This window comes from Paenibacillus shenyangensis (assembly GCF_000346635.1).
In the GTDB taxonomy this organism is placed as follows: domain Bacteria; phylum Bacillota; class Bacilli; order Paenibacillales; family Paenibacillaceae; genus Saccharibacillus; species Saccharibacillus dauci.
The window spans coordinates 13423-26331 of the sequence record NZ_AOIG01000009.1 but is presented as its reverse complement, the minus strand read 5'-3'; the positions used below and the strand labels follow the sequence as shown (position 1 = coordinate 26331).

13 protein-coding genes are annotated in these 12909 nt (G+C 46.4%); 5 read left to right on the top strand and 8 right to left on the bottom strand.

Annotation, left to right across the window (positions count from 1 at the left end):
• Positions 1–56 precede the first annotated feature (56 nt).
• Positions 57–1073 carry an NADP-dependent oxidoreductase gene (locus H065_RS0107955; RefSeq protein WP_017812507.1) on the bottom strand — a complete coding sequence of 339 codons (1017 nt, stop codon included), beginning with the start codon at positions 1071–1073 and terminating at the stop codon, positions 57–59.
• 541 nt (positions 1074–1614) lie between these two features.
• On the opposite strand from H065_RS0107955, the gene H065_RS0107950 reads away from it, so the two are divergent.
• Both H065_RS0107950 and H065_RS0107945 read left to right on the top strand, forming a co-directional pair.
• On the top strand, positions 1615–2571 hold the full coding sequence (locus H065_RS0107950; RefSeq protein ID WP_017812506.1) for an L-lactate dehydrogenase: 957 nt from the start codon (positions 1615–1617) through the stop codon (positions 2569–2571).
• 295 nt (positions 2572–2866) lie between these two features.
• Positions 2867–3328, top strand: coding sequence for a hypothetical protein (locus tag H065_RS0107945; RefSeq protein WP_238557918.1), 462 nt, complete (start codon positions 2867–2869; stop codon positions 3326–3328).
• Positions 3329–3407: 79 nt separating this feature from the next.
• Here the strand turns inward: H065_RS0107945 and H065_RS0107940 are convergent, their stop codons facing one another.
• The 3 genes from H065_RS0107940 to H065_RS0107930 form a co-directional block, all read right to left on the bottom strand.
• Positions 3408–3854, bottom strand: coding sequence for a universal stress protein (locus H065_RS0107940; RefSeq protein ID WP_017812504.1), 447 nt, complete (start codon positions 3852–3854; stop codon positions 3408–3410).
• Between the two features lie 338 nt (positions 3855–4192).
• Positions 4193–5407: an MFS transporter gene (locus H065_RS0107935; RefSeq protein WP_017812503.1), complete on the bottom strand. Its 1215-nt coding sequence runs from the start codon at positions 5405–5407 to the stop codon at positions 4193–4195.
• Positions 5408–5648: 241 nt separating this feature from the next.
• Complete coding sequence (locus tag H065_RS0107930) at positions 5649–6083, bottom strand: MerR family transcriptional regulator (RefSeq protein ID WP_036629621.1); 435 nt, start codon at positions 6081–6083, stop codon at positions 5649–5651.
• Between the two features lie 223 nt (positions 6084–6306).
• On the opposite strand from H065_RS0107930, the gene H065_RS0107925 reads away from it, so the two are divergent.
• On the top strand, positions 6307–6546 hold the full coding sequence (locus tag H065_RS0107925; RefSeq protein ID WP_017812501.1) for a hypothetical protein: 240 nt from the start codon (positions 6307–6309) through the stop codon (positions 6544–6546).
• A 272-nt stretch (positions 6547–6818) separates the two neighbouring features.
• Here H065_RS0107925 and gnd read toward each other — a convergent pair whose 3' ends face one another.
• Positions 6819–7718, bottom strand: a complete 900-nt coding sequence (gnd, locus tag H065_RS0107920; RefSeq protein ID WP_017812500.1) for a phosphogluconate dehydrogenase (NAD(+)-dependent, decarboxylating) — start codon at positions 7716–7718, stop codon at positions 6819–6821.
• Positions 7719–7968: 250 nt separating this feature from the next.
• Positions 7969–9468 carry a glucose-6-phosphate dehydrogenase gene (gene zwf, locus H065_RS0107915; protein ID WP_017812499.1) on the bottom strand — a complete coding sequence of 500 codons (1500 nt, stop codon included), beginning with the start codon at positions 9466–9468 and terminating at the stop codon, positions 7969–7971.
• 461 nt (positions 9469–9929) lie between these two features.
• On the opposite strand from zwf, the gene H065_RS0107910 reads away from it, so the two are divergent.
• On the top strand, positions 9930–10391 hold the full coding sequence (locus H065_RS0107910; protein ID WP_017812498.1) for a MarR family winged helix-turn-helix transcriptional regulator: 462 nt from the start codon (positions 9930–9932) through the stop codon (positions 10389–10391).
• A 100-nt stretch (positions 10392–10491) separates the two neighbouring features.
• Here H065_RS0107910 and H065_RS28165 read toward each other — a convergent pair whose 3' ends face one another.
• Positions 10492–10662: a hypothetical protein gene (locus H065_RS28165; protein WP_017812497.1), complete on the bottom strand. Its 171-nt coding sequence runs from the start codon at positions 10660–10662 to the stop codon at positions 10492–10494.
• Positions 10652–11254 (bottom strand): TetR/AcrR family transcriptional regulator, encoded by a 603-nt coding sequence (locus H065_RS0107900; protein WP_017812496.1) that lies wholly within the window; start codon positions 11252–11254, stop codon positions 10652–10654. The genes H065_RS28165 and H065_RS0107900 overlap by 11 nt, the downstream gene beginning before the upstream one ends.
• A gap of 207 nt (positions 11255–11461) precedes the next feature.
• Here H065_RS0107900 and H065_RS0107895 point away from each other — a divergent pair, with 207 nt between their 5' ends.
• Positions 11462–12763 carry an aldehyde dehydrogenase gene (locus H065_RS0107895; protein WP_017812495.1) on the top strand — a complete coding sequence of 434 codons (1302 nt, stop codon included), beginning with the start codon at positions 11462–11464 and terminating at the stop codon, positions 12761–12763.
• Positions 12764–12909 lie beyond the last annotated feature (146 nt).

Below are 12909 nucleotides of genomic sequence, written 5' to 3'. Positions count from 1 at the left end.
CTGATCCGGAGGCTAGCTTTTTATTTAAACTTCATATGAATAGAGAACATACCGTTTTATTCTTCTGCTACTTTGACCAGTTGTTTACCCAGATTCTCACCGGTAAACAGTCCGAGGAAAGCTTCAGGAATCCGGTCAAATCCTTCTACGATGTTTTCTTTGTATTTCAGCTTGCCTTCGCGTACCCATTGTCCCAGTTCCTGCAGTGCCTGTACGTTCTCATCGGCATAATCGCCCACCAGGAAGCCTTTGAGCAGCACTGTACGAGTTAGCAGCGCTGGCAGAATACGTGGTCCAAGCTCGGGGTTTTCCTGATTATACAGCGAGATTTGTCCGCACAGCGGAATACGTGCATTACGGTTCAGCTGCTCAATAACGGCATCGGTAATATCCCCGCCTACATTTTCAAAATAGACATCGATACCGTCCGGACATGCTTTTTGCAGCGCTTCACGAATCGGCTGGTCTGTTTTGTAATTAATGACTTCATCAAATCCCAGTTCTTCCTTAAGATAACGGTTCTTCTCATCGGAACCGGAGATGCCGACGACCCGTGCACCTTTAATTTTACCGATTTGTCCGGCAATCATACCAACAGCGCCACCTGCGCCGGATACGACCATCGTCTCGCCCGGCTTCGGATCACCGATGCGCAGTGTACCATAATAAGCAGTCAATCCAGTCATACCGAGTACGCCAAGTGCGGTAGTGATCGGCGCCAGCTCCGGGTCAACCTTGCGCTGACCGTTACCATCCACGATTGCATACCGCTGCCAGCCCCAGCCGCCTGCGATAATATCGCCTTCCTGATAGTCGGGGTGCTTGCTGCTCAGAACCTTGCCGACCGAGCCACCAGTAATTGGCTCTCCCACCTGGAAGGGTGCCGCATACGATTTGGCATCTTTCATCCGTCCGCGCATATAAGGATCGACAGAGACGTACAGTGTCTTAATTAACAGCTGTCCTTCTTCCGGACTACCCAGTTCCGCCTTGTTAAACGAAAAGTTCTCCATTGCAGGTGTACCCTGCGGACGACTCGCCAGTGCAATATATTCATTTTGTTCTTCAGCCATGTTGATTCCTCCCAAAAGTATAAGTATCTGCGTTCCATCATATAGAACATCCACATGCCCAATGATCCCGTTTATTCAGTATCATTGGCATGCCACCTTTTATTATTACCCTTCTTACCTGAAATTAAGATGAAATTTATCTATTTATATATCATTGCTTGGATAATGAACGACTTGTTTATCATTCTTGGACATTTTATTTTCGCTTAACTGTACTGTTCATTTGCTCTTTTACCGATATTTTATTGGAGATCGCTTTGATTTTCGTTCTTTGTTTCATTTTCCAAAGATCAAATAGGCATTATTGTTCGCTTTTGAGCATGTATAGGCAGAAAATCAGACACATTTCCTATCTTTTCTAACTCACAAGTTAATTATTGTGACATATTTCCTTATTATCATTCCGATAAAAGTATGTATAATAGTAAATATGGAAAGTTAACTAACATTTAAATTCACTACTCATCCTACTTTAACTTATGTATTTCCCGGCAAGGTCGGGAATATCTTATTATTACGAATAGCAGGAGGGCTGTACAGCGTGGGTAAAAAGAACAGAAAAGTAGCAATTGTCGGCGTAGGAATGGTCGGGGCAGGATGTGCCTATTCAATGATTAACCAGTCGATTGCCGACGAGATTATGATGGTTGGACGTACCCATGAAAAGGCAGTCGCCCAGGCGCTGGATCTGTCGCACTGTATGGATTTTACGTCCCATCGTACCAAAGTATACGCAGGTACACTGCATGACTGCGGAGATATGGATATCGTCATCATTACAGCGGGTCCCAACCCTAAGCCAGGGCAAGACCGGATGACTCTGCTACACGAAGCAGCCGAGATTGTACGCGAGATTACCGATCCGATTATGGCAAGTGGATTTGATGGTATATTCATCGTTGCCGCCAATCCGGTAGACGTGGTCACTTACCTCACATGGCAATACTCGGGTCTGCCGCGTGAACGCATTATTGGTACAGGCACGTCCATTGACTCTTCCCGTCTCAAAACCATTCTGTCCGATGTATTCTCGATTGATCCGCGCAGCGTACACGGTTATGTCCTGGGTGAACATGGTGAATCCCAGTTCGTCGCCTGGTCACATGTGACAATTGGCGGTAAGCCGCTGCTGCATATTATGGAACAACATGCTCTCCGCTTCCCAGAGCTGAGTCTGGATGATGTAGCGCTCAAGACAAGGGATGCCGGCTGGGAGATCTTCACCCGCAAAGGCCATACCCAGTTTGGAATCGGCAATGCCCTCGCTCATATCGCCCGCTCGATCCTGTACGACGAGCACCGGATTATTGCTGTATCTTCCATTCTGGATGGAGAATATGGCGAACAAAATGTATGCGCAGGCGTACCGGCCATCATTTCCGGAGAAGGTATACAGGAAATCATTGAGCTGCGACTGGATGACAACGAACAGCGTCAATTCCACCATTCCTGTCAGGTCATTCGCTCGGCAATTGAACAGGTTCAAGTGATGGTGTAAGACGTTCGACGATTGCCTGCTGATATGTAGGCCGTTATATGCACAAAGCTATACACCCATATTGGATTTACAATTAAGGACAAAAAAGCGAATACTGAATATAGTGATATAGGCTTATAAGACCCAGTGATTTATAGGTATTATCTATGAACTTATAGGCAGATAGCGATCATATGGATATGTAGAACCCGGTGGTTAATTCGGGTTCTTTCTGTTTCAGTATTTTGCTTTTATTATTACTCTGTATCCTACTTGACTACATACCGAATGTTAAAAGACTACATAAAACATCGCATTGAATAAGATACTGAGTTGGGATATGCTGGAATATAATCATCAACCTTTTGGAAAAGGAGCTCGCACTGTGCATCCACTGCTCAAACATTATTTATGGGTTACACTGCTAACTTCGGTCATTGTTCCTGTCTTGCTCTTGATTATGGATAGAGATTCGGACACCGATCTGATCCATTTCAGCCGTGGAGAACTCATCGCAATGGTTATCTTCGCGGTAATGATTACCTGGAGCTTTATTTTGATCGGCGGAGGTCTGTTATCTGCGCTGCTTCGTTATTTTGTAGCACAACGGCTGGTACTGCCCTTTTTTCTGGCTATTGCACTAGTTCTATATGTAGTCTCTATATTGGCTGTACTAAATATACAAATTTTGCCGATTTATATAGCCGTATTCGGACTGTTCGATGCACTGCTATATAGAAACAAAGACCAACGGTTACAAAAAAGCACCGATACATGACTATAATGTATCGGTGCTTTACCATTTAACATACTACCTGTTTACACACTAGATGCGACAAAAACGGAAGCAAATCGAATTACTTCACCGTCATAACCGGACAGTTCGCATGCTGGATGACCTTATGACTTACACTGCCAAGGAACAATTCAGAAACTGCACTTTTGCCGCTTGTCCCCATAATGACCAGATCCATCTTTTCATCGTTGGCAGCATCACAGATCACTGTCGCCGGATCACCGGTATGATAACGAACTTCGTACTGCACACCTGTCGTATTCAAATACGTACGATACGGCTCGGTTACTGCATGCCCTTCTTCATCCAGACGCTCATCCACATCCACTCCCAGCGGCGGCTCTGCTACCATCATCACCGGATTCACATGCAACACCGTTAGACGACTGTCTGCTTTCAAAGATTTCACCAGCTGCACCGCATGCTCCAATGCGCGCTGCGCATGCTCCGAACCATCTACCGCTACCAGTATACGCTCATACGTTGAACTTCCCTGTACTTCTGACATGATCTGTTCCTCCATTTCGTATATTGATATCTGTCAGCCGGCTATAGGCTCTACACCCTGCTTTAATCTTTTTCAACGCTCCGTACCCTTACTCATGAAGCCTACTTTTGAAGTGCCTTTAATTCCTGTTCCATTCTGCATTAATATCTTTTAGCTTTTCAGATCATTTATCCTGCTCAAATTAAAACTCCCCGCACCAAGCAGAGCAAAGAGAATTCTGCCAATGACCGACATTTAAGCAGGGAGATCGACCGCCATGTGGTCATTCCAGATTTCCCTGCTTAACCGGAGGGAATGGCAGAATCTCTTTGCGCAGCGGATGATGCAAACAAGCAAGATCAATGCCCGTGCGACACATCAATTCCCGCCAGATGGCGACGACGTACCACCAGCACGATAACCGCTACCAGCACCATCGCACCACCAAAGTAAAACGGAGTCGCCGAGTTGTACCATTCTGCCAGTTTACCAGCCAGGAACGGCGATACCGCACCACCGAGGAAACGAACAAAGCTGTACGCTGCAGAAGCAACCGAACGTTCGACCGGAGCCGATTCCATTACCGCTGTAGTAATCAGCGTATTGTTGATACCAAGGAAAATACCAGCAACGATAACACCGATAATAACCAGTGTCGGCGAACCAAAGGCTGCGCCCAGACCCATGAACACCAGATCCAGTGCGAACAGGGTCAGCATGACACCCATCGAACCTGCCAGGTTAAAGCGTGCCTGCAGCTTCGGTGCCACAAATACGGAAGTAATCGCCAGCAGAATCCCCCAGCCGAAGAACACATAACCAAGACCATGCTCATCCAGTCCCATTACATACGGAGAATAAGCCATCAGGGTAAAGAAACCAAAGTTATACAGAAAAGCAACAATCGCCAGCGTTTTCAGTGCCGGGAATTTCAGTGCGCGGAACGGATCCGCCAGAGTGCTGCGTGTTTTTGGCTTTGGAATCTTGGGCAGCATAATCATAATAAAGATAAAGCCGATCAGCATCAGTACACTAACACCGAAGAAAGGACCTCTCCAGGAAATCGAGCCCAATTCGCCGCCCAGCAGCGGGCCGACCGAGATACCAAGACCCAGTGCAGCTTCATACAAAATGATAGCTTTGGCTGTACCGGAAGTGGACAATCCCACGATAGCAGACAGCGCAGTTGCGATGAACAGCGCATTACCGAGTCCCCAACCACCGCGGAATCCGACGATCTGACCGATCGTATTGGAATAACCACCAAGTGCCGAGAAAATAATGATCAGTACAACGCCGCTGAGCAATGTCCATTTGACACCGATACGGCTGGATACGACGCCGGTAATCAGCATTGCCAGACCAGTCACCAGATTATAACTGGTAAATAGCAGAGATACCTGACTTGGCGTTGCATTCAATTGACTCGCAATCGCCGGTAGAATAGGGTCAACCAATCCCAGACCCATAAATGAAATAACACAGGCAAAAGCAACGGCCCATACGGCTCTAGGCTGGGATAATAATCCGCCCTGCTGTGGCAGCTGCTTTGCAGTCGCTGGTTTACTACTCATAATGAAAAACTCCTCCTTGATCTTGCTGATTCACATCAAAATCATTTTATTGTTTTGCTAAGTATTTAGAGACAAAAGGAAAAACCGGACCCATCGGATACCCGGTGTGTGTAAAGAACGCCTGTTGTAAAGAAAACAAAAATGAATGAACTGTACTTCAGAGACACTAATGTATCCATTGACATATTAACCACTAATCTGAAATCTATTCAGTCACTAACCAAATGACTGCTAAATCGTATCAATTCTCTGCTTCACTGTTCAGCCTCGCCAGTCCATCGCGAACCTGCTCACGCAGCTGTTCAGCTTCCGCTTTAAATGAATGAATCGTACGAATCTTCTCTTCCATCATCTCCAGCTGCTCCCCCAGTGTACGGTCAATCTGTTCCAGCTGATGTCGGCGCTCCTGATGATCGGTAATGCTGCGATAACGTTCGCGCTGCCCTCTCAGCATCTCGACCACTTCGATATACCGCTGCAATTCCTGCAAGGAGAATCCCAGCACATCACGCGCACTGATGATTTTCTTGAGCCGCTCGATATCTTCACGCGTGTACAGCCGGGTATTACCATCGCTCCGCTGCGGTGACACGAGTCCGATCTCTTCATAGTAACGAAGGGTACGCTTGGTCAGATTACACTCGGTTGCCACTTCATCAATTTTGTAGAGTGTTATGGTGTCCACCTTCTCTTTATTTAAATATTTACATATCTTATATGAATATAATAGTACTATCTCACGTTAACGTCAACGTTATTAAGAAAATAAATTGATTTTTTTCAGAAAAAGATATCATTTATTATGATATGAGCTTTGTATTTTGTTTCAGCAGTCAGGTATGCTATGGTGAATAAGATCCTGAAAGCGAATACCAAATTTCAATCAGCAGGAGGAATCCATGAATATCACCAAATCACAAGCTTATATTGAACTAACTATCGCCAGCTGGGAAAATACGTCGCTGGGCGCCACACTGGCCGAGATCGTCCGCCGTCAAAGGCAGTATCAGAATGATTATGTAGAAGTACATCAAGTTGTGGAACTATTCAAAACCGAGGATAAAGCTGATTTTCTGGTCATTCTGAATGTGATTCGTGATGTGGACAATCCCGGCGATCCTGTTCCTCAGGAGACCTAATGAGACACACTTGTATCCAGAATAATATATCTATCCCTATATAAAATAACGATCGCTCTTAAGCCATAATGTTCGATAAACGAACAGCATATACAATTCGAAGTCATGAACATCTATAGGCATCGTCTCACGTGTAGGTCAGGAAATAAAAAAGCCTCTGCTGCCCGGACAAGTCATTCTCCGGGTGCAGAGGCTTTGCTGTGAGCAGAAATACTCCAACTGCTTTTGGCAAAGCAGCCGATAGGCATTTCTGTTCTATTTATTTGTTAATCTTATTTACTGGATTTCTCAACAGCGTGACCGCCAAATTCGTTACGCAGGGCAGCTACAACTTTACCTGTGAATGTATCATTGTCCAGGGAACGATAACGCATCAGCAGAGACAGCGCGATAACTGGCGTTGCCATTTGCAGATCCATAGCTTCTTCCACAGTCCATTTACCTTCACCGGAAGAGTGCATGATACCCTGGATTTCTTCCAGACGACCATCTTTGGCAAATGCATTTTCAGTCAGTTCCATCAGCCAAGAGCGGATAACGGAGCCATTGTTCCATACGCGTGCCACTTTTTCGTAGTTGAAGTCGTATGGGCTTTTCTCCAGAACTTCGAAGCCTTCACCGATTGCTGCCATCATACCGTACTCGATACCATTGTGGACCATTTTCAGGTAGTGACCGCTGCCTGCTTCACCAGCATACAGATAGCCGTTTTCTACAGAAGTATCGCGGAAGATTGGTTCTACGATTTCCCAAGCTTCTTTGTCGCCACCAACCATATAACAAGCGCCGTTACGAGCACCGCTCATGCCGCCGGAAGTACCTGCGTCCATGTAACGGATGCCGCTTTTTTTCATTTCGTTGTAGCGACGGATGGATTCTTTGTAGTGGGAGTTCCCTGCTTCGATCACGACATCGTTCTCGGACAGCAGCGGAGCCACTTCAGCCAGTACGGAATCTACTACGCCGTGAGGTACCATTACCCATACCACGCGTGGAGCTTCCAGTTTGCTGACCATTTCAGCGATTGTATCTGCACCTTGTGCGCCCAGACCGGACAATTCTTTTACCGCTTCTTTGTTCAGGTCAAATGCAACCACTTCATGATTATGATCCATCAGGTTTTGTCCCAGATTCATACCCATTTTGCCTAAGCCAATCAGTCCGATTTTCATTGTATAATCCTCCGTGTTGTTGGGGATGTTGTATCCCTCTTTTTTTGGTCGTACTCTCTATCCACTGCGGCGAGTGTATCCCACTCACCCCGGACGCATTGCTATACGTCCGCATCTATACCGCATTGTATGAAGACACAAAGCGGTTTGACAAAGCCGGAAACCGGCTCTGCAAGCATGGAGAATACGCTCTGTTCATCATTAACCAGAGCGTATGCCACTCATTCAATTGTATAAGGATCAGGTGTAATTAGCGTACAACTGTACTTTCTCTAACAGGTGCTGGTGCCTGGTCTCCAAGCCAGCGGAATCCCTGTTCAGCCAGCAGCGCGTTGGATGCTTCCGGACCATAGGTGCCAGCTGCATAATCATGAACCGGCAGGCTGTTGTCTGCAAAAGCTTCCAGCATCGGCTGGATCCACTGCCAGGACAGTTCCACTTCATCCCAGTGAGCGAAGAAAGTAGCGTCGCCGTTCAGCGCATCGCCAATCAACAGTTCGTAAGCTTCCGGATCATTATCCGTACCCATCACGAACTCGGAAGTCATTGGCTCCAGCTGACCGGTTTTGACATTGCGACGGTTCAGCTGCAGGGTGATTTTCTCTTCCGGATTGATGCTGATTGTCAGCATATTCGGCTGGCCATCGCAATCTACACAGATATCATTGTTTTGCATGGTGTTTTTGAATTCCACGACGATGCGTGTGGATTTTTCTTTCATGCGTTTACCGGTACGGATGTAGAACGGTACGCCTTGCCAGGAGAAATCATCTACCCAGACGCGTGCAGCTACAAATGTATCGGTATTGGAGCCCAGTTCGATACCCGGCTCATCCTGATAACCCTGTACTTCTTTGCCGTTTACTTCACCGGCAGTGTACTGGGCACGTACGAAGTGCTTGTGTGCATCTTCTTTGGAGATCGGACGCAGCGCTTTGGCGATGTATTTTTTGTGTGTACGTACATCGTCAGCATTGTGGCCGCCTGGCAGCGTCATCGCTGTCATCATCAGCACCTGCAGCATGTGATTTTGTACCATATCGCGAACAGCTCCGGTATGATCATAATAACCGGCACGTTCTTCTACGCCTACTACTTCGGAAGCCGTAATCTGTACATTGGCGATGTGGCGGTTATTCCACAGCGACTGGATCACAGGGTTCGCAGAAGTGAATGATTCCATGTTCTGTACCATCGGTTTGCCGAGGTAATGGTCAATACGGAAAATTTCTTCTTCCGCAAATGTTCTGCTCAGCTGTTCGTTCAGCTGACGAGCCGAAGTAAGATCATGGCCAAACGGTTTCTCGATAATCAGACGCTTCCAGCCTGTTGTGTTACCCAGACCGCTAGCTTTGATATTATCAGCGATCACTTCAAAGAATTCCGGTGCTACCGACATGTAGAACATGCGATTTTGCGGGATATTCAGTTCCGTCTCACGCTGCTCGACCAGCTTCAGCAGTTCCTGATAGCCGGCAGTATCGTTCACATTCAGAATGTGATAACGGATTGAACGCAGAAACGCATCCACAGTCTCGCGCTCTTGCGGTGTATTACGGGAAAATTCCTGCAGTGCCTGTTCTACATAGGTTTGGAAAGTCGCATCATTGAATGATTTGCGTCCCAGACCGATAATGGAGAATGCTTCAGGCATCTTGCGATCAAGAAATAAATTATACAATGCAGGGAAGATTTTGCGTTTTGCCAAATCCCCTGTTGAACCGAACAATACAAATGTCATAGCTTCCATAATGGTTTCTCCTCCAAAATGTACCTCACCCGGTTCTCTATATGGCCTGGGTGTAAGTATTCAGACTTAATTCATGGGTATACTATACGGTTGATATAGCAACTATATCGGCAAAAAATAAACGAGCGACCCGGTATATGAGCTGCATCTGTTAAACAGCAGCTGTATATCGAAGCCTCGTCGTGAAGTCAATCTTTCATTGTGTCTCTTTTGTGACAGTCATTCTTTACAAAATTTACAATAGACCTTGTGTCGAACAATGTCAAGGGTAAAAATGAAAGTTTCACAATGAATATTACTTGTTGGTTAAATTATTTATCGGTAACTTTTATCGGTTTGTGAATAGCTGCGTTGACAGTTATCTGCAAAAATGTTAGTCTAACGTCGATTAAAAGGTTGATATAGCAACTATAATACTACATGTATTGCCACATACCAATATTATTTAAGGGTGAATACTCATGCCATATGACTTAGAAAATAGTTACACCGTATTCATTCGTGACGTTCATCTTGCGATTGCCGGATATATCAAAAATAAATTAGCTCCCTTCAATCTTGCTCCCGAGCAGACCTTTGTACTGATGCTCCTGTGGAAAAAAGATGGGCTCGCGCAAAATGAAATAGGCGAACGTCTGGGCAAAGACAAAACCAATATTACGCGCATGATCTCCAATCTGGAGAGTAAAGGATTTATTCGCAAGATTACCTGTACCGATGATCGCCGCTGCTTCAAAATCTACCTGACCCCCGAAGGCGCACAGCTGGAGCAGGATGTCGCTGTGATCATGAAAGAGATCAGCCTTGATCTGATGGATGGCATCTCCGATGACGAACGGATCGTGCTGCGCCGGCTGCTGAACAAGATCAAGGATAATGCACGCGTGAATGAAGCCGATCGTATAGACCTATTGGATTGCTGACGATAAATAAAGAAAACAAAGACGCCCAAAAGGCGTCTTTTTATTGTTATGCAGAATGGGTCTTCCTCGGTAAAATGGCTCTTCATCAGCACAATAGAGCTTAATCAATCGAACCCAATGTCCAGGCTCCATTTTGACCTTTTACAAAATAAAAGACATAAGAGGCTTCGCTTGCTTCTTTGGTTTCGTTATCGGCCTGGTTCCCTTCGACAGGAACAATAATATATATGGATTCGTTATCATCAAAGGATACTGTACTATCATCCTTCATCCTTGTACGAACGAATAATCTGGATCGGCCCGTTGGAGTTGAGCAGGATCATCTGCTCGGTCATTTCCTCGGGAGTATAAGGCATGCCATTTTCCAGCCACCAATGAATAATACCTACATAGGCGGAGCTGATATAGCTGGCGATCACATCCTTGTGTACCGGCAGCTTATCGTCATCCAGCTCTGCAAACTTCTCCTCGTAGAACCGTGCAATATACCTTTTCATATAAGACACGAAATTAAACATTGCCTTGCGCTCAAACATTACTTCAAAGAAACGCCGATAACGAATCATATATTCAAAAATGCGTCCCGCAATGTAGCGCTGTAATTCATCCACCGACTGTTCAAATGAACCGGCATCCCTTGCCTCTCCAAACAGTTCATCCAGCATCCCGTCCGTTACCGCATACAGCAGATGATCCTTGGATTCATAGTGTAGATAAAAAGTTTTACGGTTCACCGTAGCCAACTTGGTAATATCCTGAATCGTAATTTTGTCGTACGGCTGCTCTTGCATTAACTGCTTAAGCGCCTCATGCAGTGCTGTCCTGGTCCGCACAACGCGCGGATCGACGGTCTGTTCTTTCATTGCTGCATCCTTTCTGTAACCGGTATTTCTTTCTTTATTTCGGTAGTTATGCCTACATTTATTACCCATCTGTGGCATAAACCCCACATTGAACAGATCTGGTTATTGTAACATAACATTTCCTGTCTTATAATCCGATATATTGCGAGTAATCATATGTAAATAAATACAATTGCATCAAACATTTATTTGAGGAGCTGACTATTCATGCTTAATGTACAACCACTCGTCCAGCAGCAGCGGACGTTCTTTTATACAGGCCAGACCAAAGACGTATCCTATCGTATGACTGCCCTTCGTCAACTGAGACAAGGAATTGAAAACTATCATCAGCGTATTCTCGACGCGCTGCGTGCCGATCTGAACAAGTCCGAAGCCGAAGCTTACGGTTCGGAGATTCGCATCGTTATGGGCGAGATCGACTTTGCACTGGAACATCTGGAGCAGTGGGCAGCACCTCGCCAGGTGCCGACTGCAGCGGCTCTGCCGGATGCGGTAAGCACCATTTATCCTGAACCTTACGGTGTGGCACTGATTATTGCGCCATGGAACTACCCATTCCAGCTGGCATTCGGTCCACTTGTCGGTGCGATTGCAGCCGGTAACTGTGCGGTACTCAAGCCATCCGAGCTGACACCTGCTGTATCCAAATTAACCTATGATCTGATCCATGAGCTGTTCCCGGAAGAATACATCGCTGTAGTGGAAGGCGAAGTCGAAGCCAGTACCGCTCTGCTCAAAGAGAAATTCGACTACATCTTCTTCACAGGCAGCACAGGCGTCGGCCGAATCGTGATGCGAGCAGCAGCAGAACATCTGACTCCGGTCACCCTGGAACTCGGCGGCAAAAGCCCTAGCATCGTTCACCATGATGCCGATCTGAAGATCGCAGCGCAGCGCCTTGTACGCGGCAAGTTCCTCAATGCCGGTCAGACCTGTGTAGCGCCGGATTATCTGCTTGTGCACAAGGATGTACGTGCTCAACTGCTCGATCTGATCCAGGCAGAAATCAAAGACAAGCAGGGTGAAGATGTATTACAGAATCCGGACTTCCCGCATATTGTCAACACACGCAATTTTGACCGTCTATCTGCTCTGATGGAAGGCGAAGAAGTACTGATCGGCGGCCGTAGTGTACGTGATCAGTTGCTTATCGAACCTACCCTGCTGGGCGGCATTGACTGGAATTCCCGCATTATGCAGGAAGAGATCTTCGGACCAATTCTGCCGGTGATCGAATATGATGACCTGAATCCTCTGCTGGACGAGATCGTAAGTCGTCCAAAACCGCTGGCACTGTATCTGTTTACTGAGGACGAGCAGCTGCAGGAACAGGTGCTGAATACTGTATCCTTTGGCGGTGGATGTATCAATGACACGCTGTCCCATATGACTTCGCATTATCTGCCATTCGGCGGTGTAGGCGAAAGCGGCATGGGTTCGTATCACGGACAGCAGAGCTTTGAAGTGTTCTCTCATCTGAAAAGTGTGATGAAACGCAACGCTTGAGTTGAACGTTCTGGTGCAGCTTATACTTGGCCAGATGAAGGCATAGTGCAGTGTATTCTCGAGTAGGCTGATGTGGTGGTTCGTATTTGTTGTTGGAGTGTGGGATGAAGGGTATAGCGCATCCATCGCTCCGACAAGGAATAGGG

Coding starts and splice junctions, on each gene's coding strand:
- H065_RS0107955 (WP_017812507.1), bottom strand. CDS start 1,073: ATGGCTGAAGAACAAAATGAATATATTGCACTGGCGAGTCGTCCGCAG.
- H065_RS0107940 (WP_017812504.1), bottom strand. CDS start 3,854: ATGTCAGAAGTACAGGGAAGTTCAACGTATGAGCGTATACTGGTAGCG.
- H065_RS0107935 (WP_017812503.1), bottom strand. CDS start 5,407: ATGAGTAGTAAACCAGCGACTGCAAAGCAGCTGCCACAGCAGGGCGGA.
- H065_RS0107925 (WP_017812501.1), top strand. CDS start 6,307: ATGAATATCACCAAATCACAAGCTTATATTGAACTAACTATCGCCAGC.
- gnd (WP_017812500.1), bottom strand. CDS start 7,718: ATGAAAATCGGACTGATTGGCTTAGGCAAAATGGGTATGAATCTGGGA.
- zwf (WP_017812499.1), bottom strand. CDS start 9,468: ATGGAAGCTATGACATTTGTATTGTTCGGTTCAACAGGGGATTTGGCA.
- H065_RS0107910 (WP_017812498.1), top strand. CDS start 9,930: ATGCCATATGACTTAGAAAATAGTTACACCGTATTCATTCGTGACGTT.
- H065_RS28165 (WP_017812497.1), bottom strand. CDS start 10,662: ATGAAGGATGATAGTACAGTATCCTTTGATGATAACGAATCCATATAT.
- H065_RS0107900 (WP_017812496.1), bottom strand. CDS start 11,254: ATGAAAGAACAGACCGTCGATCCGCGCGTTGTGCGGACCAGGACAGCA.
- H065_RS0107895 (WP_017812495.1), top strand. CDS start 11,462: ATGCTTAATGTACAACCACTCGTCCAGCAGCAGCGGACGTTCTTTTAT.